Annotated in this window: 20 protein-coding genes; 16 read left to right on the forward strand and 4 right to left on the reverse strand. The window is 52.3% G+C overall.

What is annotated here, in order from left to right; translation table 11 throughout:
• Positions 1 to 10: 10 nt before the first annotated feature.
• From thrB to FPZ49_RS01165, 3 genes are all read left to right on the forward strand, one after another.
• Positions 11 to 991: a homoserine kinase gene (gene thrB / locus FPZ49_RS01155; protein ID WP_144842507.1), complete on the forward strand. Its 981-nt coding sequence runs from the start codon at positions 11 to 13 to the stop codon at positions 989 to 991.
• Entirely contained in the window at positions 988 to 1,866 is an 879-nt protein-coding gene (gene pheA / locus FPZ49_RS01160; protein WP_144842508.1) for a prephenate dehydratase, read from the forward strand. Before thrB ends, pheA begins: the two co-directional genes overlap by 4 nt.
• Positions 1,867 to 2,062: 196 nt before the next feature.
• Complete coding sequence (locus tag FPZ49_RS01165; RefSeq protein ID WP_144842509.1) at positions 2,063 to 3,583, forward strand: LysM peptidoglycan-binding domain-containing protein; 1,521 nt, start codon at positions 2,063 to 2,065, stop codon at positions 3,581 to 3,583.
• Between the two features lie 38 nt (positions 3,584 to 3,621).
• Here FPZ49_RS01165 and lepB read toward each other — a convergent pair whose 3' ends face one another.
• Positions 3,622 to 4,170 (reverse strand): signal peptidase I, encoded by a 549-nt coding sequence (lepB, locus tag FPZ49_RS01170; protein ID WP_144842510.1) that lies wholly within the window; start codon positions 4,168 to 4,170, stop codon positions 3,622 to 3,624.
• A gap of 131 nt (positions 4,171 to 4,301) precedes the next feature.
• Here lepB and FPZ49_RS01175 point away from each other — a divergent pair, with 131 nt between their 5' ends.
• Positions 4,302 to 5,006 (forward strand): BofC C-terminal domain-containing protein, encoded by a 705-nt coding sequence (locus FPZ49_RS01175; protein ID WP_144842511.1) that lies wholly within the window; start codon positions 4,302 to 4,304, stop codon positions 5,004 to 5,006.
• Positions 5,007 to 5,600: 594 nt separating this feature from the next.
• The gene (locus FPZ49_RS01180) at positions 5,601 to 5,789 is read left to right on the forward strand and encodes a hypothetical protein (RefSeq protein ID WP_144842512.1); all 189 of its coding nucleotides are present in this window, start codon (positions 5,601 to 5,603) and stop codon (positions 5,787 to 5,789) included.
• Between the two features lie 213 nt (positions 5,790 to 6,002).
• On the opposite strand, the gene FPZ49_RS01185 is transcribed toward FPZ49_RS01180, so the two are convergent.
• Entirely contained in the window at positions 6,003 to 6,323 is a 321-nt protein-coding gene (locus FPZ49_RS01185) for a transposase (RefSeq protein WP_144842513.1), read from the reverse strand.
• 363 nt (positions 6,324 to 6,686) lie between these two features.
• On the opposite strand from FPZ49_RS01185, the gene ruvC reads away from it, so the two are divergent.
• From ruvC to yajC, 7 genes are all read left to right on the forward strand, one after another.
• Positions 6,687 to 7,190: a crossover junction endodeoxyribonuclease RuvC gene (gene ruvC, locus FPZ49_RS01190; protein WP_144842514.1), complete on the forward strand. Its 504-nt coding sequence runs from the start codon at positions 6,687 to 6,689 to the stop codon at positions 7,188 to 7,190.
• Entirely contained in the window at positions 7,187 to 7,837 is a 651-nt protein-coding gene (ruvA, locus tag FPZ49_RS01195) for a Holliday junction branch migration protein RuvA (protein ID WP_144842515.1), read from the forward strand. The genes ruvC and ruvA overlap by 4 nt, the downstream gene beginning before the upstream one ends.
• Positions 7,838 to 7,870: 33 nt before the next feature.
• Positions 7,871 to 8,875, forward strand: a complete 1,005-nt coding sequence (ruvB, locus tag FPZ49_RS01200) for a Holliday junction branch migration DNA helicase RuvB (RefSeq protein ID WP_144842516.1) — start codon at positions 7,871 to 7,873, stop codon at positions 8,873 to 8,875.
• Positions 8,876 to 8,913: 38 nt separating this feature from the next.
• Entirely contained in the window at positions 8,914 to 11,046 is a 2,133-nt protein-coding gene (locus FPZ49_RS01205; protein ID WP_261381190.1) for a SpoIID/LytB domain-containing protein, read from the forward strand.
• Positions 11,047 to 11,056: 10 nt separating this feature from the next.
• A complete protein-coding gene (gene queA / locus FPZ49_RS01210; protein WP_144842631.1) occupies positions 11,057 to 12,109 on the forward strand; it encodes a tRNA preQ1(34) S-adenosylmethionine ribosyltransferase-isomerase QueA in 1,053 nt (350 codons plus the stop codon).
• A 26-nt stretch (positions 12,110 to 12,135) separates the two neighbouring features.
• A complete protein-coding gene (gene tgt, locus FPZ49_RS01215) occupies positions 12,136 to 13,269 on the forward strand; it encodes a tRNA guanosine(34) transglycosylase Tgt (protein WP_391563794.1) in 1,134 nt (377 codons plus the stop codon).
• A gap of 86 nt (positions 13,270 to 13,355) precedes the next feature.
• Complete coding sequence (yajC, locus tag FPZ49_RS01220) at positions 13,356 to 13,682, forward strand: preprotein translocase subunit YajC (RefSeq protein ID WP_144842518.1); 327 nt, start codon at positions 13,356 to 13,358, stop codon at positions 13,680 to 13,682.
• Positions 13,683 to 13,748: 66 nt separating this feature from the next.
• Here the strand turns inward: yajC and FPZ49_RS01225 are convergent, their stop codons facing one another.
• Complete coding sequence (locus FPZ49_RS01225; RefSeq protein WP_144842519.1) at positions 13,749 to 14,120, reverse strand: TIGR04086 family membrane protein; 372 nt, start codon at positions 14,118 to 14,120, stop codon at positions 13,749 to 13,751.
• A 205-nt stretch (positions 14,121 to 14,325) separates the two neighbouring features.
• On the opposite strand from FPZ49_RS01225, the gene FPZ49_RS01230 reads away from it, so the two are divergent.
• Entirely contained in the window at positions 14,326 to 14,928 is a 603-nt protein-coding gene (locus FPZ49_RS01230) for a DUF421 domain-containing protein (protein WP_144842520.1), read from the forward strand.
• An 11-nt stretch (positions 14,929 to 14,939) separates the two neighbouring features.
• On the opposite strand, the gene spoVB is transcribed toward FPZ49_RS01230, so the two are convergent.
• Positions 14,940 to 16,502: a stage V sporulation protein B gene (gene spoVB / locus FPZ49_RS01235; RefSeq protein WP_144842521.1), complete on the reverse strand. Its 1,563-nt coding sequence runs from the start codon at positions 16,500 to 16,502 to the stop codon at positions 14,940 to 14,942.
• A gap of 182 nt (positions 16,503 to 16,684) precedes the next feature.
• Between spoVB and FPZ49_RS37235 the strand changes: the two genes are divergently transcribed.
• From FPZ49_RS37235 to secF, 3 genes are all read left to right on the forward strand, one after another.
• Positions 16,685 to 17,086: a post-transcriptional regulator gene (locus tag FPZ49_RS37235; protein WP_315899152.1), complete on the forward strand. Its 402-nt coding sequence runs from the start codon at positions 16,685 to 16,687 to the stop codon at positions 17,084 to 17,086.
• 158 nt (positions 17,087 to 17,244) lie between these two features.
• The gene (secD, locus tag FPZ49_RS01245) at positions 17,245 to 18,477 is read left to right on the forward strand and encodes a protein translocase subunit SecD (RefSeq protein WP_144842522.1); all 1,233 of its coding nucleotides are present in this window, start codon (positions 17,245 to 17,247) and stop codon (positions 18,475 to 18,477) included.
• Positions 18,467 to 19,372 carry a protein translocase subunit SecF gene (gene secF / locus FPZ49_RS01250; protein ID WP_144842523.1) on the forward strand — a complete coding sequence of 302 codons (906 nt, stop codon included), beginning with the start codon at positions 18,467 to 18,469 and terminating at the stop codon, positions 19,370 to 19,372. Before secD ends, secF begins: the two co-directional genes overlap by 11 nt.
• Positions 19,373 to 19,435 lie beyond the last annotated feature (63 nt).

Here is a 19,435-nt window from a genome sequence, read left to right on the forward strand (position 1 = left end):
CGAGCGCGGCATGGACAACACCAAGAGAAAGGTTCGCGTCAAGGTGCCGGCTAGTACCGCTAACCTCGGACCGGGCTTCGATACGCTCGGGATGGCGCTCGATTTATACGCATGGATTGAAATGAGCATTGTGGAGGAAACCCGCATTACGTTGTACGGCGATCAAATGAACGGCGTACCTACGGATAAAAGCAACCTCGTCTACGAGGTGGCACAGATGGTGTTCAAACGGGCTGGCGTCAGCCACCCGGAGCTGGAGATCGCGATGTACAGCGACATCCCGCTGACACGCGGCCTAGGCAGCAGTGCGTCGGCGATCGTGGGCGCACTCGCCGCGGCCAATGGCGTCATCGGCAGTCCTCTGTCCGATGACGAGCTGTTTCAGATGGCGACGGAGCTCGAACAGCACCCCGACAATGTCGGGGCATCGCTGTTCGGTGGCCTGGTCGTCGCCTTCTGGGACGGCACACGCGCGGAGCACATCCGCGTGGAGCCTAACCCGCAGCTGGAAGTGCTGGTGGCCATCCCGCACTTCCAGCTGTCAACCGAGAAGGCGCGGGGGGTACTCCCGCGCCAGCAGAGCCTCGAGAATGCCGTCTTCAACGTCGGGCATTCCTCGGTGCTTGTAGCCGCCCTCTGTACCGGGCGGCTGGATATGATCGCGCGCGCTATGAAGGACGCGCTGCATCAGCCATACCGGGCGCCGCTCGTGCCCGGGCTGGCCAAGATCCTCGCCGAGGCGACGAACCACGGCGCCCTCGGCGTAGCGCTCAGCGGCGCGGGCCCGACAATGCTCGCGCTCGTCGATCGCAGCAGCACCCGCAAAGCGGAGCTGGAGCAGTTCATGCTGGGCACGCTGCGGCAGGAGGGCATTGAAGCCACACTTATGTGGCTGAACCCGGATAAGCCGGGTGTGCAGGTCGAGACGTTGACAGCCGAAGACGAAAGGTGTACGCTACTGGAAATCGTCAAAGGAGGCGTCAACGCGTGAAACGCATATCTCTTCTGGGGCCGGGGACGTTTACCGAGGAATCGGCGCACTATTTTCTCGGCGAAGAGTCATTTGAATACGTGAATTACAAGCTGATTCCCGATGTGTTTCAATCTACCGTGGATGGAACGACGGATTTCAGCGTGATCCCGATCGAGAATACGTTTGAAGGCTCTGTGAATTTGCACGTAGACACGCTCGTCCATGAGCTGGATTTGCCGATTCAAGCGGAGTGGGTGTTTCCGATTTCGATCAGCCTGCTGCGTCTGGCGGATGGAACGGCGTCGAGCGGTACAAGCGAGGATTGCAAGCAAATCCGTAAAATCTATTCACACGGCGTCACGCTGGCGCAGTGCCAAAAGTTTTTGCGCGAATACTTGCCTCATGTGGAGCTGGAGGCCGTAGGCAGTAATGGGGAGGCGGCCCGGCTAGTGAAGGAACTCGGTGACCCCGCGATCGCTGCACTGGCTCCGGCGACTGCAGGCGCGTTGTATGGCTTAATGACAGTGGTATCGGGGATCCAAGACCATCAGGACAACTTTACGCGCTTCGTGCTGATTGGTCCGGAGAAGCTGAAGACGGAAAGGCCCGCCGATGGCTGTAAAACAACCATTTTGATTACGCTGCCGGAGGATTACCCGGGGGCGCTGCATCAGGTGCTTTCTGCCTTCGCTTGGAGAAGGATCAACCTGTCCAAGATCGAATCGCGTCCGACGAAGAAAAAGCTGGGCACTTATTTCTTTTATATCGATATTCAAGCTTCGATGGATTCGGTGCTGCTGCCGGCGGCCCTGCAAGAAATTGAAGCGATTGGCTGTCAGGTTCGCCTATTAGGCTGCTATCCGACATACGCCTATGTACCTCAAACGAAGTGAGTTGTCACGCCCCATTGCTCCAATCGAATAGATTATTAGAGAAGCGCGTCAGAAATGGCGGGTTTCTTTTTTTTGCAGATAGGGTGGAGCCTAACTTTTTTCGATGGGGGGTGGTCAAAAGCCTAACTTGCTGCATAAACTGTAATGTCATTTCTTACAAGCACGTTTCTCCGTAAACTTGAAGGAGGTTTATGCAGTGAAGATCCATATTGTAAAAAAAGGTGACACGCTTTATGAGCTCTCGAAAAAGTATAACATCGAGCTAGATAAGCTGATTGCCGCCAATCCTCAAATCGCCGATCCGAATGTTCTGGATGTTGGGATGAAGGTAAAAATACCGCACGAACCGAAGCCGGTGAGCCCTCCAACAGATTATTTGTATAAGCACACCGTAGTTCAGGGGGATACGCTCTGGAAGCTGGGAAAAGCGTGGGGCGTTCCGCTCGGTGATATGGTGGCAGCCAATCCGCAGCTGAAAAACCCGAATGTACTGATGACTGGGGACATTGTGTACATTCCAAAAATGAAACCACAGCAGCATTCCAACCAGCACATGCCTCATCATAAAAAAGATACGTCGCAAATTTTGCCGATCGAGGCAGCTCCAATTAACGAGATTCCGCCAGCTCCTCCAGCACCGCCTGTTGTGGAAGCGCCGATCGCAGAAGCACCGATTGCTGAAGCACCGATTGCAGAAGCACCGAAGCCAGAAGCGCCGATCGAGAAGCCGGTGGAAAAACCGATCGAGAAGGTCGTTGAGAAAGTAGCGGAAAAAGCAGCTGAAAAACACGAAAAGGCGAACTTCGAGTTCCCCAATATCGTTTCTCCGCTTCCGATCAAAGAAAAAGAAGGAAAGTCCAATACACCGATGTATCCCATGTGGGAGCAGCCGGATTTTGGCATGATGAACCAGCCTTCGGTAAACCCGTTCCAGCAATTCCAAATGCCGGCTGTGGAAGCGATGACACACGGCAAGGTGAAGGAAAGCGATTGGCACGAGCCGGAGCTTCCGGTCTTCCCAACGATGACGGAAGCAGCACATATGCCATATCATGACCCGAGCGCGAACTTCCCTATGTACCCAACGATGACGGAAGCAGCACACATGCCTTATCATGATCCGAACGCGAACTATGCGATGTTCCCAACGATGGAGCAGCCGATCGCGAGCGGAGATTGCGGCTGTGGCAAACCGGATTTTCTTCAGCCAACGCAACTGCCGGCCTACCAGCCAGCTATGCCCAACCAGGGCTTCCATCCGACAGCGCAAATGCCTGCATTTTATCCAGGGATGCCAATGCCTTGTGATCCATTTATGCACGCGCAGCCGTTCCCATTTGCTGCACCTTCGGACACGTCGCCATTTGGTGGAGCTCCTACTGGTGTAGATCCGATGGCGACGGTTAGCGGTTATCCGGGAATGCCTGGTTATCCGAACTACTCAGCAGCTCCAATGGTGTCTCCATATGGCATGCCTTTTCCTTGGATGGGGCATGTCGACTGCGGTTGCCATGGACGCTCCGAAGGGGTAGAAGGATCCGGTGAGAAAGTATTTGTAGCTCAAGCTGATGAATCGTCAGCGAAAAAGCAACCGAAGCGGAAAAGCAAAGAAAGCTCAGCTCGTGCGGCGTTGAACAGCTTGATCGCAAAACAAAGCCGCAAACCGCGCGCGTCCACAGAAATTCGGAAAGCCTACCCATGGCTGAACCAGTATTAAAGGAAAGAAAAAAGCCGGCAGCGAGAAGCTGTCGGCTTTTACATTTTAATGCCAAGCACGTGATCAAATGGGACAAACCCGATATCCCGACTGTCCTTACTATGGTTGCGGTTATCTCCCATGACAAAAAGATGACCTTCAGGGACCGTCCATTTGCGTTCAACAGGGAACTGCATTAACTCATTGAGATAAGGCTCGTCCAAGGCTTCGCCATTGCGGTACACCTTGTGATTCTTTAACTCAAGCACATCTCCGGGTTTACCGATGACACGCTTCACATACATATTCTCGTCGTGGACGCCGCGTAGAAATTCAAGGAGCGGATGCTCCATCAGATCATCCATAAAATCACGAGGCCGATCGACACGGCTGTCAATGATCACGATATCTCCGTAATTCGGTTCATAATGAAACGTATGGGACAGCTTGGATACATAGATTCGCTGTTCATTTTGGAGCGTAGGATCCATGGAATGGCCAAGCACTTGAGTAGGCTGAAACACGAAAAGTCCGATTAGAAGCGTGAGAACGATGGCGACGGCGATGGAGCTGATCCAAGCCCCGACTTCCTTGATGAATGATGGCATCGGTGATGTTCCTTCCTTTCCGTGGGTTGGCAGATGCACCATTTCAGTATACATGCTCTAAGTATAAACGTCGATCCCCATGGGAAAAATAGTAAATAAAAAGGAACCAACACACATAGAAGGGGATCGCCATGATGCTGCTCAGCTTCTGGAATCAGTTGAAAAAACAATTGAAAAAAAAGCTGCGTTGGAAACGGCGTTGGTTGAATTTGGCGGCCATTTTGCTCGTCGCAGGAATCACCGCGGTTTGGTTTGGGGTAATGAACGGGAAGAATCATGAACCGAAGGTCTGGAGCCCGCAAGAGCAAAGCGTGTTCGGACGCCAAATCTCTACACCAGCCCAGCCGGAGGAAGAAGTGTTAAAAATAGCGAATCAATTAAGCGGCGAACGAGAAGCGTTTATTAAGAAAGCCTATGTATGCGGCGACGAGCTCCAGCTGATCGGAACCTTGAACTCAGCGGGCATTCTCTCGTACCATAAAGAGCACCCGGCGCTAACCGTAAGCCTAGGTGAAGATGGAAGGGTACTGTTCACAGAAAAAATCGATGACCTATCGCCAAGATGCAAAGAAAATGCCTACTTCGGACTGGATGCAGGGGGCAACCTTTCCTTATTTGAGGGAATCCCGGGAATCAGCGGAAGCAGCGTAATCCGAACTTTCTTCCAGCTCAACATTGAGCATCTGGAAAGCAGCCTCCCCAGAGAAACGGTTAAACAACTGTACCGCGGCATTCGTGTCATGGATTTGGATGATTACAACAGCGTCCTGTCAACACTAAGTGATTTTGCGATAGAAGAAACCGAAAGAGCAATGCAGTCGACGCCTGCGCACTAACTCGATATGAAAGGCAAAGGGAACGGACAGTCAATCGAAAATTCGATTGGCTGTTTTTATTTGTCGTGGGGGTTATAGTTAGTGATAGGTTTAAGGTTTAGGCGAGATTTTGATAATTATTGAAGTTGATTCAATCGATTGGAAAGGAGCTCAGGGTGCCAGTGGCAGTGCTTTTATCCATTATCCCATTAGCTCAGGAAACGCTACGCCAATAGTACCTGTTGTTATAGTCAGTACTAGTTAATCCAAAGTAGAATCAACAGTAGAACCAACAGTAGAACCAACAGTAGGAACGGACAGTAGAAACCAAATAATAATACTAAAAAAACTACACGGCAAACAAGCGCAGAAATAGATAAAAAATGACTGCTGCTAGCATTTTGAATAACCCTAAGTTCCTCTAATATCTCAGGCGCACTGATTTCTTTCTTTTTGAATTGGTCTCGCGGCTCTGGTAATGGCACGGTAAGTAATGGAGCTAGTAGTAGCGTATAGACGTGTAAGTTCGTCGAAGATGGGCTTTGAGCTAAGGGAGAGATTTAGGCGATAACAAAACTCATCTAAATAATACTGCAGGTGCTTACGGGCTAGTCCATGAAAGGTACGGTTAATCCAAGAGCTGGCCTTGGCGGCATATCCAAGCAGAACAACTGGACGGGAGGAGCTAAATCGTTTCAAAGAAAATTCAATGTCGGCGTTTTGCGAGCTTACATGCTGTTTGGAAAAATTGGCCGTACCCGACGGGAGTACAAGTTTATGGCGCATATGCGTCTTGTCGGTTAACTTCATTTTGATATAAACCGGTGCAGCTTCTTCGTTCAAAGAAGCCCCAAAACAGAAATGGCTGCTCTTGTTTGTGAAGCTCTATGGAACTGGTATGAGGCTTACCATAGAAGCATGAGGCGACACGTACAATGTCAGACAACAAATGCTCGCGGTCGGCTTGACTCATGGCTCGTCGAATTTTACTGAGAATTAGCCAGGCTGTTTTGTAAGTTAGTGAATAGCCTCACTCAGCGCAACAGCGCTAATGCCGGTTTCCAGCTGAGAAACAAGGTATAAGGCTAAAAACCATTTGGTTAATGCCGTGCGGCTATTTTCAAAAATCGTCCCAGCCGTAAGGGAAGTTTGATGGCGGCAATGGGCGCACTCGAATAGAGGGAGTCTGCGCGTGGCTGTTTTATAGGCATGATGGCTCCCGCAACGCGGACAGGAAAATCCGTCAGGCCACTTGGCATGAAATAAATAGTCGGCGCAAGCCTCCTCCGTTCCAAAGAGCTCCTGAAAGTGTTTCAATTGGGCATTCCCCTGATCCATCGAGTACAGACCTCCTCCACATAACACTCTCTTGATGAATAATCGGACATTAACTGGAATATTTATGACTTAACAGAACTAACGTTCTGGAATAGTCAAATCATACCAAACATTTGTTCGTATATCAAGCGAAATATTATTCTTTTGGATTAATAGCATTTGAGATTATTCTGAGTAATAGGGATAGTAGGAAAAGCACTAAAAAAAAGCATATATACCTCCCGCCAGCGAACAAAAAATTCGATAAAAACTTGCCCGTGTCACAGCGTTCATAATCTGTTATAATGGCAAGTGAACACATATGTTCGCTTTCTGGGAGAGAATGCGGGCATTTTTTTAACACATGGGGAAAGGCGTGCTGGCATGCGAGTACTAGGAATTGACCCGGGCATAGCGATCGTTGGGTTCGGGTTTATCGATAAGCAGGGACATAAGCTCGTGCCGGTTCAATATGGATCGATCCAAACGGAAGCACATACACCAGACGCTTTGCGTCTTAAGCAAGTCTATGAGGCGGCCGTCCAGCTAATCGACAAGTATAAGCCGGATGCGGTGGCGATAGAGAAGCTATTTTTTAACCGGAATGTTACAACAGCATTAACCGTTGGACAGGCGAGAGGAGTTTTGATGCTGGCAGCGGAGCAAAAGGGTTTGCCGATCGCGGAATACACGCCTTTACAGGTCAAGCAGGCGATCGTAGGTTACGGAAAAGCGGAGAAAAAGCAGGTTCAGGAGATGGTTCGCATGTTTTTGAACTTGTCCGCCGCACCGAAGCCCGACGACGTAGCGGATGCGCTGGCGATTGCGATTTGTCATGCCCATTCCGCAACCTTACAACATAAAATAAACGAGGTACATAAGCGATGATCGATTATCTTAGAGGAACGGTAGCGCATCGGGATTTAGAGTATGTCGTCCTGGATGTGCGAGGGGTTGGCTACCGCGTGTTTTGTTCCAATCCGTTCGCAGTGATGCCGAAGGATGCCAAGGATTCGAGTGAAGTAACGATGTTCATCCATTACCATGTTCGTGAGGATGCGCATTTGTTGTTTGGTTTTACAACGCGGGAGGAGCAGTCGCTGTTCCGGATGCTTTTGGATGTGAGCGGGATTGGACCGAAGGTCGCGATTGGTATTCTTGCCGGTGGCAAACCAGAGCAGATTACGGCGGCGATTCGGCAGGAGAATTTGACTTTCTTGACCAAGCTGCCCGGCATTGGGAAAAAAACAGCGCAGCGCATAGTCCTGGATTTGAAGGAAAAGCTAGGAGCGCTGTCGTTTGGCGAAGACACGATCTTTGGCTTTGCAGAGGGCGCTGCAGCTGCTGCGCTCGCAGCGAACGTCGATGGAGCATGGGCGGAGGCTAAGGCTGCGCTGATGGCGCTTGGCTATACGGAAGCGGAAGCGGATCGCGCCGGGCATACGATTAAACCGAAGCTCAAAGGCGACGAAACGACGGATGTGGTTACGAAGCTTGCGCTGCAAGCCTTGTTTCAGCAATCGCTGACGAAATAATCAAGCCGATCATGAAAGGAGCGGTTATACATCATGGACGACCGGATTATTTCGGCGAATTTAATGATGGACGAACAAACGATGGAGTTCAGCTTGCGTCCTAGGTACCTGGCTGAATACATCGGCCAGTCGCAGGCGAAAGAAAACCTGAAGGTGTACATCGAAGCGGCAAAAATGCGCAAAGAAGCGCTGGATCACGTCCTGCTGTACGGACCGCCGGGACTTGGGAAAACAACGCTTTCGAATATTATTGCCAATGAGCTGGGCGTCAATATGCGAACGACTTCAGGTCCGGCGATCGAGCGTCCGGGCGATTTGGCTGCGATTTTAACGAATTTACAGGAAAACGACGTTCTTTTTATAGATGAAATTCATCGTCTCCACCGTACGGTGGAAGAAGTGCTTTATCCGGCGATGGAGGATTTTGCCCTCGACATCATTATTGGCAAGGGACCTAGCGCGCGCTCGGTACGGCTGGATTTGCCGCCTTTTACATTGGTTGGGGCGACGACTCGTGTAGGATTGCTATCATCGCCGCTGCGTGATCGTTTTGGGGTAGTCAGCCGTCTTGAGTATTACACGGTTGATGAGCTTTCGTATATCGTGAGCCGAACCGCTGACATTTTACAGGTTCAGATCGTTGGAGAAGCTTCACGTGAAATCGGCATGCGCTCCAGAGGGACCCCGCGGATTGCCAACCGGCTGCTCAAGCGAGTTCGCGATTTTGCGCAGGTCAAGGGCGATGGCATTATTACGACGGATATCACACGTGCAGCGCTCTCCAGCATTCAAGTCGATCCGCTCGGCCTTGATGAAATTGACCACAAGATGCTGCGCGCCATTATCCTTAGCTTTCAAGGCGGACCTGTCGGTCTTGATACGATTGCAGCATCGATTGGGGAAGAAAGCCAAACGATTGAAGATGTATATGAGCCTTATTTGCTGCAGATCGGTTTCCTGCAGCGAACACCACGGGGACGCATGATTACGGACGCGGCTTGCAAGCATTTGGGATTGCCGACTCCGAAACGCTCGTAGGAGCGACATCGTGATAAGACGGGAGAGGTGACTCGGCAGTGAGGAAAGGAATTTTACACGTTGCAGCAGGTCAGAGCTGCAAGGTTGCATTGATCGCCGGACTGCTCATGTCCGGTGGCTTGGTAGGCGCCAAAGGTTGGACGAGCTTTGGCGGTGGGCCTGCTACGGCGGAGGCAGCGGTTACCGTGCCGAAGCTGGATCAAATCCGTGTCGCACTTTTTATCGACACGGGCAAGTACAGTGACACGGTGGCGGCGGTTACGCTGTCCGCCGCCGCCGGTCTGCAGCTTAGCCTGCGGAGCGCCGGCGGCGCGAAGCCCGTCTATACGGCAGCGGCGAAGGAGCCTGTTCGCGTGTACGCGGACGGCTTCTACGCGCAGCTGCCTGAGACGGGCGACGCCGCTAAGGCGGGTGCGCAGGCGCAGAAGCTGGCTGCGGCCGGTAAAGCGGTGGGCATCGTGCAGCGCACGAAGCAGGGCAAGCCGGCCTATCAGGTTTACCTTGGTCCGTTCGCGACCAAGGAAGCGGCTTCCGCCGAGGCTGCTGCGCAGGCTGGGGCGGCAGTGTCAGGCCCGCAGCGCTTGAGCGCGGGCACCTACGCCGGCGCAGCCGAAGCGCAGGCGCAAGCGGCCGCGATCGCGCAGGCCGGCTTCGACGCCGACGTCGCGCTGCTGGACGCCGGCGAAGCGGGCGCGGCCGCCTACGCCGTGCTCGTCGGCGGCGCGGTGGACGCCGCTGCGCTGCAGGCGTTGAAGGCGCAGCTGGCGGCCGCGCTGCCCGCGGTCGCGCTGGCGCCGGTTGATGCTGCGCAGGGCTACGCGCTGCAGCGCAGCGAACTGGCCGTTACCGCCGATGGCACGGTGCCGGCTACAGGCTTCGCCGTTGGCGGGCCCGCCAAGCTGTGGGCCACAACGGCAGCAGCCCAAGCCGCCGATGGCGTAACCGTCCTTGAACGGGCAGGACGGTCATACCGCGGCGGCATCGAGCTGTCGCGGCTGAACGGGAAGCTCGCCGTCATTAACGAGCTTCCCTTCGAAGAGTATTTGTACTCGGTCGTCAGCTCCGAGCTAAGCAAAGCATGGCCCTTGGAGGCGTTGAAGGCGCAGGCGGTAGCCGCCCGCACCTACGCGCTCAAGCAGGGCGTCAAATATCAGATCGCGCATGTCACCGACACCACGCTCGATCAAGCTTACAAAGGCCAAACGGTTGAATTCCCCACCGCGGTTCAAGCCGTTCAAGCAACCCAAGGCGAGGTGCTTGCCGATAAGAGCGGTTTGATCAGCCCGCTGTTCTACTCTAATGCGGGGGGCATGACGGCCGAATCGACGGAGGTGTGGGGGAACGCCGTCGCCTACTTGAAGAGCATGCCTTCTCCCGATGACGGAGCGGAGGAAGGCAAAAAGCTGTGGTATCGCATCGTCCTCCCGAATGGAAGCTATGGCTATATCCATTCGGATTATGCTCGCGACACCGGGCTCAAAAACCCGGCCGGCCTTCCTTACTATGAATCCACCGGAACCGGTGTCAGTGTCCGGCCGGCGCCTTATGTCGATAATGCCGGTAATCCGGCCATTTTCAAAGTGGATATCGGCGACCGTTTCGTCGTCATCGACCAGGTCAAGGAATCAAACGCCTACTCTTGGATTCGCGGTCCGTTTGATGCCTCGAAGGCCAAGGACAAGCTCGGCAGTGCGCTTCCAGCTGGCACAGGCGCCATCGATCATTTGGAAGTATCCAAACGCGGTCCATCCGGTCGGGCTCTAGAGGTTTCCGCCAATGGTCAGCCGCTGAAGGCTGCTTATCCCGATGCGCTGCGCACCATGCTGTGGGGACTGCCAAGCACCCGGTTTGAAATTGAAGAAACGGGAAGGTATACTATATTGGGAGCCGATGGAAAGACCCGAAGCCAAACTTCAGCGTCCCCATCGATCTATGCTGCCTCGGGTTCGAATCCGGGGACAGAGCAAAAGGACTCGCAGCTGTTCGTGATGGACAAGGACGGCAAAGTGCGAGTGGCGACCAAAAGCCCGCAGTTTATTTTTAGGGGCACCGGCTTGGGACACGGCTTAGGCATGTCTCAGTGGGGAGCCAAAGGCTATGCGGAGCTGGGCTACGATTATCAAAAAATATTGCAGACCTACTATGTAGGAGTCTCCATTGTTAAGGGATGAAGCGAACACGATGCAAGTGGATTTATTTGATTACCATCTCCCCGAAGAATTGATCGCGCAAACACCGCTTCTGGAGCGGACGTCTTCGCGTCTACTGACGCTGAATAAGCAAACGGGCGAGATCGGCCACCATAGGTTTGATGAGCTGGAGAATTATTTACAAGCCGGGGATGTACTCGTGTTGAATGATACGCGGGTCATTCCAGCCCGGCTTTTTGGCGTGAAAGCAGACACCGGCGCGAAAGCCGAGGTGCTGCTGCTCAAGCAGTTAGAGGACGACCGCTGGGAAGGGCTGGTTCGGCCCGGCAAACGTCTGAAAGCAGGAGCCGTGCTTCATTTTGGCGGCGGAACAACAGGCGAGGCCTCGGATGAACCCCTGCTGACCGCTACGGTAGAAGCCGAAGGCGAAATGGGTAGCAGAGTGCTGCACTTCAGCTATAACGGCATTTTTAATGAGATTTTAGACCGTCTGGGCTCCATGCCCTTGCCGCCCTATATTAAAGAGCAGCTTCCCGACCGGGAGCGGTACCAAACGGTGTACGCCCGACATGAAGGGTCGGCTGCAGCGCCGACGGCAGGGCTGCATTTTACCAAGGAATATTTGCATAGGCTGGAACAAAAAGGTGTACAATTAGCCTATGTTACGCTTCATGTCGGCTTAGGGACGTTCCGGCCGGTCTCTGCGGAGACGGTGGAGGCTCATGAGATGCATGAGGAATTTTATGAGGTAACGGATGAAACCGCGGCGCTGATCAACCGTATTAAACAACAGGGCGGGCGAGTCATCGCTGTAGGGACCACCTCGGCCAGAACGCTGGAGACGGCGACTGGAGAGGATGGAATCATCCGCGCAGGCCGCGGGTGGACAGGCATCTTCATTTACCCTGGGTATCGCTACCGTATGGTAGATGCGCTGCTGACCAATTTTCATTTGCCCAAATCGACGCTGCTGATGCTGATCAGTGCGCTGGCTGGGCGTGAGCATGTGCTTGCCGCATATCATGAGGCCGTGGAGCAGAGGTATCGCTTTTTCAGCTTCGGCGACGCCATGTTCATTTATTAGCGGAACGATAGAGAGAAGGAATTCAATTGACGATTAAATATGAACATATCAAAACCTGCAAGCAGTCCGGAGCCCGCCTAGGCAAGGTTCATACGCCACACGGAGTGATTGAGACCCCAGCTTTTATGCCGGTGGGGACGCAAGCTACGGTGAAGACGATGAGCCCCGAAGAGATCAAAGCGATGGACGCTCACATTATTCTCAGCAATACGTATCATTTGTTTCTTCGTCCGGGCCATGAGATTGTTAAAGCCGCCGGAGGACTGCATCGATTTATGAATTGGGATCGTCCGATTCTAACCGATAGCGGCGGATTTCAGGTTTTTTCCTTGAGCGAGATGCGGAAAATTACAGAGGAGGGCGTACAGTTCCGTTCGCACTTGAACGGAGACAAGCTGTTCATCTCTCCCGAGAAGTCGATCGAAATTCAGAATGCGCTCGGCGCGGATATCATCATGGCCTTCGACGAGTGCCCGCCTTATCCAGCTGACCACACTTACGCCAAAAACTCACTCGAGCGCACCACACGCTGGGCGGAGCGCTGCTTGAAGGCGCACGCCCGTCCGGACGAGCAGGGGCTCTTCGCTATTGTTCAGGGTGGCATGTACGAAGACCTGCGCAAGCAGAGCGCCGCTGAGTTGACTTCCATGGATTTCCCGGGGTATGCTATTGGGGGATTGAGCGTGGGCGAGCCTAAGAACCTCATGTTTGAGGTACTGGATTATACCGTTCCACTGCTGCCTGCGAACAAGCCGCGTTATTTGATGGGCGTCGGCTCGCCGGATGCCTTGGTTGAAGGTGCGATCCGCGGCGTCGACATGTTCGACTGCGTGCTTCCTACACGGATTGCCCGCAATGGGACCGTCATGACAAGTCAAGGACGGCTGGTCGTTCGCAATGCCAAGTTCGCCGAGGATTTCGGACCGCTGGATCCTGAATGCTCGTGCTATACGTGCCGAAATTACTCCCGGGCCTATATTCGCCATTTGATCAAAGCGGACGAAACGTTCGGCATACGTCTTACCACCTATCATAATCTGCATTTCCTGCTCGAGCTGATGCGCGGTGTCCGCCAAGCGATTCGTGAGGATCGGCTGCTGGATTTCCGGGATGCTTTCTTTGAGCAGTACGGCATTGATGAGAATAGTAAAGGCTTTTAAGCGGTTTGCGGTGCATGAACTCGTTCATAGCGCGCAAGTCAGCTGAATAGCGTTGTGAAATTTATTACGGTGAAGGGGGAAATCGCATGTTTTTAATCGCCGAAGAAGCAGCAGCACAGCCGGGAATGGAAGGGTATTTGGTCACTTACGGACCGCTCGTCTTGATGTTCGTGGTCTTGTATTTCTTACTGATTCGTCCACAGCAAAAACGCCAGAAAACCCGCAACTCGATGCTTGGCAACTTGAAAAAAGGGGATAAGATCGTCACCATCGGCGGTCTGCACGGGACCATTCTTGAAATTAACGATGAAACCGTGATCCTTCGTGTAAACGATGTCACGAAGCTGACGTTTGACCGTTCGGCAATCAACTCCGTTACGGCTTCCGCCACCACGGCTGAAGAAAAGAAATAACGGTCCGCTTGATTCCAAAAGAAAAGAGGCTCGCAACCGCGTATGATGCGGTACGAGTCTCTTTTTTTACTTCGCCTTCGAGCCTTTCAAATTTACTCCGATCATCCCGCCGAACGCACCCGCCAGGAACGCGACGACTCCGAGGTACATCAATTCCTTGCTGAGGCCGCCGTCGTAAGCCAAAAATCCAATAATCCAGACGATGATGGTGTACACCAGACCGAGCAATCCTCCGTGATACCAGCCCTTGCTGCCGCTCCGCTTGCCCGTCGTCAGCCCGCCGGCAAACATAGCCACGCCATGAATAAAGAGGGTGGAGCTGAGCCATGAGCTTTCCGGCAAATTGGTTCCGAGCAAAATCAGTGAAGCAGTCAGTGTTCCCAGCAGCATGAATAGCCCGGCGTACATCAAGCCTACAAATAAAGGTGAACCTTTCACAATCGATCAACCTCCATAACAACCCTTATATTTCATATGTATGGGCATGTACACGAAAATAGTACAGGTTCTATTGAAGCGGCTGGTCGGATTACCAACAATTCACCCGCATGTGAACCAATCCCCAAGGTCAAAATACCCATGTTGCTACTGAGTCCTTGAGTCGAGAAGGATCGGCGGTCAAATAAATGGAGGAGGACGTTCTATGGACATGCTCACTCTTTTTTTACGCACCCTGGTTGTGTTTATGATCGTGTTTTTGACGATGCGCGTGATGGGCAAAAGGGAGCTCGGGAATCTGTCTGTCTTTGACCTTGTCATGTGCATCATGATTGCGGAAACGGCCTCGGTCGCAATGCAGGACTTGAATACACCTATTTTGTACGGCCTTGTGCCGATGATGACATTAATCGTGATTCAGCTGGTGTTAACTTTCCACTCCCTCAAAACCACCTCTGCGAAGCGATGGCTGGACAGCAAGTCTTCGACCCTTCTGGATTCGAGCAGGTTGTTCAAGACGGCAGACGTCGAGTTTGCGATGCTGGAGCCGCTAATCAAGACCGCGAAAAAGGAGATGCAAACGAATCAAGCCCGTCCCCGGGAAGGACAGGCTGCTTTTCGATATGAAGGCTTGCCTCTGACGCTTATTATGGATGGAAAAGTTCAAGATGAGAATTTAGCGAAGTTAGGGAAAACCCGGTTTTGGCTCAAACGCGAGCTGCAGACGAAGGGCGTGAAGGCTTTTAAAGAGGTGTTTTTTTGCTCGGTGGATCATCGTGAGAAATGGTTTATTGATAAGAAGCGCTGAGGGCGCGCGTGCTATTTTACAAAGCGGTTCCCCAATCGGAAAATGCGGAACAGATCGGAGCGGTCAAACAGCTTGAGGATCATCGCCATGATCATGTAGACGCCTATTCCGGTCGCGCAAGAAGTTAAAAAACGAATCAAGGTACTGTCCGTCCACTCCACATACATGAGCACGTGGCTCGCGATGCCTGCCACCGCCATGCTCAAGGTCACTTTTAGAAAATCTCCTGAATCCATCCGAAATTTCAGCAGCCGGACGATGCTGTTCCAATGCAGTACGGTCACCAACATAATATTGATTGTGATCGCAATGACTGCGCCCAGAATGCCGAATTTCGGATTGCTTGCCAGCACATAAATTAATCCCAGCTTGACGATGGATCCTGTAAGTGTGTTGATCAGCGCGCTGCCGGGTCTCTCGAGTGCCTGCAGGGCGGCTTGCAGCGGTGCTTGAAAATAGATGAACAACGCGGCGGGAGCCATCATTCTCAGCATGGACCCGACCGTGGCCTGTCCGTACATAAAATAGCAAATCGGCTCAGCAAGAACAAACATCAAGACAGCAAACGGGGCGCCGGTCACTAGTGCCAGCTTCAATGACTGATGAAGGCGCATGTGAATGGTTTTCATATCATTTCGGGCCGCCGCTTCGGATAGAGAGGGGATTAAAGAAACAGCCAGCGAGTAGGTGAGCGCGCTAGGCAGCATGAGGATCGGGATGACCATCCCTTGCAGCGCCCCGTACTGGGCGGTCGCGAGCTTGGTTGCCACACCGGCGATGGCAAGACTTTGGACGATAAGGATCGACTCCAGAAAATAGGAGCAGGAACCGACCAGCTTGCTCCCTGTGACCGGCAAGGCGAGCTTCAACAGCTCCATCAAGTGACCGGCGCTGGGTTTACTGCTTTTGCTTTTGGCCGGCATGGGAGTTGTATTGAGCTGCTTCCGGTTCTGGCTGTACAAAAACACGAGAACGAGCATGGCGCTAATCTCGCCTGCCATTACGCCGACCATGGCTCCAGCCGCCGCGTATTCGAGTCCGTAAGGCAGCATTAGATAAGCAAACGCAAGGACTGTGATAATGCGCACGACCGTCTCAACGACTTGGGAGAGTGCGGTTGGGATCATATTTTGCCGGCCCTGAAAATAGCCGCGGAACACGGCCGACACGCCCACGATGAAAATAATCGGCGTCATGCACATGAAGGTCAGATATACTCGGGAGTCGGTAAACAGATGCGAAGTAATCCATTTTGCACCATAGAACGTACCTACCGTGAACAGGATGCTAATCGCAGTCGATAACCCGAGTGAGACGCGAAAAATGCTGCGCACCCGCTGCTCGTCCCCCTCTGCTTCGGCCGCGGCAACGAGCTTAGCAATGGCGATGGGAATGCCTCCGGTTACGACAGTCAGGATGACGATGAGAAACGGCCACCCCATCTGATACAGTCCGATGCCCTCGGCTCCGATCACCCTTGGCAGTGTAATGCGCGGAATAAAACCGAGAATTCGGTTAATGATGCCGGCCGCAAGCAGGATAAGCGTACCTTTAATAAATGATTGTTTGGTCAAGGGCAATCCTCTTTTCTGGGGCGTGCTAGACTGAAGCTTTCATAATTAATGGATATGCATAACCTGTCCTGCGGCATGCAAACATTTTTCCAACACCGATTGTCGAATGACATGCAGGAAAAAGTGCTGCGATAGCGAATTAAAGTAGGAGAATGGCTTGAGATACGGGGGAGAGGTGCAGTATGGGAGAGGACGAATTGAAATCGAGTCTGGACGGTTCCGTCGGACAGAACCCCGAAGCGTCGGATGTGGAGGAAGAGCAGCCGATTGAGCAGGACATGGGTGTGGATCTGGATCAGCCGGTTCAAGCCGAACCTGAAGATGCCGGTGACGCTCAGGACATGAATGACGATGAGCTGAATGAAGTGATCGCGGAGATTTGCCGCAGTAAAGCGGAGGAGTTCCGCATGCTGGGCTACGAGCAGGTGACCGGACAAGATATCTGGGATTGTGTCAGCGCCAAGTTTCAGAAGACCGGTATTCCGCCGATTCACCGGATTGTCAACGACATCTTATCCTTAAAAGTTACGCAATTTATGAACTGGATGACGATGAGCATATACAAAGATGCCCATTTTCGCTAAAGCGAGGGCTTCTTTTTTTTGGGGTTATGGAGTATGTCCGACAGATTGGAATTTCTCGGACATACTCCCAGAACGATTCGTTCTCCAAAATGCTGCAAATTGACTCATTTTTCGCAGGTGGGTATAATAGGAACATTGAGTATTGGAAGGAGATCGTTATGGACATCAAAAGAATTGTCTCTTTTTTCGCTATCGTTGCGATTTTGTTCGCTTCCATCGCGATAACGAGTCCGCAATTGGTGAAAAAAATCAAGCTTGGGCTTGATCTCAAGGGCGGGTTCGAAATTTTGTACGTGGCGGAGCCGATTGAAGCGGGCAAACCGGTTACGGCCGATTCGCTTAAGCAAACGGCGATCAGCTTGGAGAAGAGAGCAAACGACATCGGCATCGCCGAGCCCGAAATTACGACGGAGGGCAAAGACCGCATCCGCGTTCGCTTGGCAGGGGTTGCGAATGAGGAAGAGGTCCGCAAAGTTATTAAAAAGCCGGCAGAGCTTACCTTCCGCGGGCCGGACGGCACCAAAGAAATGGTCGGCAGTGACTTTGTCGAAGGCGGCGCCAAGATCGGATATGATCAAAGCAATCGTCCGATGATCAGCATCAAGGTCAAGGATAAAGACAAATTTAAAGCCGTTACCGAAAAGCTGGTCGGTAAGCCGCTCGCTATTTATTTGGATGAAACGCAGCTTTCCGCACCCATTGTACAGCAAGTACTGACAGATGGAACCGCGACAATCAGCGGTAACTATACGTTCGACGAAGCAAAGAAGCTCGCGGATACGATCAACCTGGGCGCGTTGCCGCTCAAGCTGAATGAGAAATATACCCAGAGCGTAGGCGCAAGCCTCGGTTTGATGTCTTTGCATGAGACGGTGGAGGCCGGTTTGATCGGCTCGATTCTGATTCTTCTGTTCATGCTGATTTTCTATCGCATTCCGGGCGTTGTTGCAACGATCACGATCCTTACCTATGCGTGGCTGCTTCTGGTTGTCTTTAACTGGGTGCACGCGACGTTGACGTTGCCGGGGATCGCAGCATTTGTTCTCGGGATCGGGATGGCCGTTGACGCGAACATCATTACATACGAGCGGATTAAGGAAGAAATCCGCAGCGGCAAGAGCATCTTGTCCTCGCTGAAGTCGGGCTCGAAGCATTCCTTCCGTACGATTATGGATGCGAATATCACGAACGTTATTGCGAGTGCGGTACTGTTCTACATCGGGAACGGTGCCATTCGCGGATTTGCTCTGACGACGATTTTGAGTATCGTGCTGAGTATTTTAACGAACGTCTTCTTGGCTAGATTACTGATCCATCTGTTAGTCCGTGCCAATTGGTTCAAAAAGCCAGGGTATTTCGGTGTGAAGGAGGCGGAAATCCGTGGTTTATAAAAAATATTTTGATTTCGTCAAAAACCGGAAATATTTTTATATTGCCTCTCTCGCCATTGTGGTGATAGGCTTGATTGTCTTGTTGATTAGCGGGATGAACTATGGCGTCGATTTTAAAGCGGGAACCTCGCTCGATATTTCCGTGGGACAAGCTGTAGATCAGGCCAAAGCGGAGAAAGTGTTTAAGGATGCCGGCGTAGAGCCTGCCATCTCGACGGTGGGCGGAGATAAGGGCGATCGAATTTCGGTCCGATTCAATGAGATTTTACCCGATGATACCGTGAAGAAGATCAAGGATGGCTTTATTGCAGCTTATGGCGATAAAGTATCGCAAGAGGTCAACACGGTAACGCCGGATATGGCGGTTGAGCAGAGAAACAAAGCAGCGATCGCCATCGGCATTGCCAGCTTGGCGATTTGCTTGTATGTGACGATTCGCTTTGAATGGCGCTTTGCTGTGGCATCGATTATTGCCATTCTTCACGATGCTTTTATGGTTATCGCGTTCTTCTCGATTTTTCGCCTGGAGGTCAATTTGCCGTTCATGGCGGCCATTCTGACTACGATCGGTTATTCGATCAACGATAAAATCGTTATTTTTGACCGGGTGCGCGAAAATCTACGTTTTGCCAAGATTAAGTCCTCGGAAGACGTGGCGAACTTGCTTAACGACAGTATTTGGCAGACAATGTCACGGAACATTAATACCGTTGTGACGGTATTGATCGCGGCGATCTGTTTGTTCGTCTTCGGCAGCCCGGCGATTAAGCTGTTCGCACTGGCTAAAATCATCGGTCTGACGAGCGGGGCATATTCCTCGCTCTGTATCGCTGGTCCGCTCTGGTACTATTTCAAGCAAAAATCGGTTAGTTCTAAAAAGAAAGTCGCAGCGTAAGTAAATATATTGACCGGCCGCGCGAAACCGCTGTTTCGGCGGCCTTTCTATCGACGTTGGAGG

This window comes from Paenibacillus cremeus (genome assembly GCF_007786445.1).
GTDB classification, from domain to species: Bacteria; Bacillota; Bacilli; order Paenibacillales; family NBRC-103111; genus Paenibacillus_G; species Paenibacillus_G cremeus.

What these genes read in the sequence shown, in the direction of transcription:
- ruvA (WP_144842515.1), top strand. Translation starts at nt 7,187, where the DNA reads ATGATCGATTATCTTAGAGGAACGGTAGCGCATCGGGATTTAGAGTAT.
- FPZ49_RS37235 (WP_315899152.1), top strand. Translation starts at nt 16,685, where the DNA reads ATGGGAGAGGACGAATTGAAATCGAGTCTGGACGGTTCCGTCGGACAG.
- ruvC (WP_144842514.1), top strand. Translation starts at nt 6,687, where the DNA reads ATGCGAGTACTAGGAATTGACCCGGGCATAGCGATCGTTGGGTTCGGG.
- thrB (WP_144842507.1), top strand. Translation starts at nt 11, where the DNA reads ATGGACAACACCAAGAGAAAGGTTCGCGTCAAGGTGCCGGCTAGTACC.
- FPZ49_RS01185 (WP_144842513.1), bottom strand. Translation starts at nt 6,323, where the DNA reads ATGGATCAGGGGAATGCCCAATTGAAACACTTTCAGGAGCTCTTTGGA.
- secD (WP_144842522.1), top strand. Translation starts at nt 17,245, where the DNA reads ATGGACATCAAAAGAATTGTCTCTTTTTTCGCTATCGTTGCGATTTTG.
- FPZ49_RS01230 (WP_144842520.1), top strand. Translation starts at nt 14,326, where the DNA reads ATGGACATGCTCACTCTTTTTTTACGCACCCTGGTTGTGTTTATGATC.
- FPZ49_RS01175 (WP_144842511.1), top strand. Translation starts at nt 4,302, where the DNA reads ATGATGCTGCTCAGCTTCTGGAATCAGTTGAAAAAACAATTGAAAAAA.
- lepB (WP_144842510.1), bottom strand. Translation starts at nt 4,170, where the DNA reads ATGCCATCATTCATCAAGGAAGTCGGGGCTTGGATCAGCTCCATCGCC.
- yajC (WP_144842518.1), top strand. Translation starts at nt 13,356, where the DNA reads ATGTTTTTAATCGCCGAAGAAGCAGCAGCACAGCCGGGAATGGAAGGG.
- ruvB (WP_144842516.1), top strand. Translation starts at nt 7,871, where the DNA reads ATGGACGACCGGATTATTTCGGCGAATTTAATGATGGACGAACAAACG.
- queA (WP_144842631.1), top strand. Translation starts at nt 11,057, where the DNA reads ATGCAAGTGGATTTATTTGATTACCATCTCCCCGAAGAATTGATCGCG.
- FPZ49_RS01180 (WP_144842512.1), top strand. Translation starts at nt 5,601, where the DNA reads ATGAAAGGTACGGTTAATCCAAGAGCTGGCCTTGGCGGCATATCCAAG.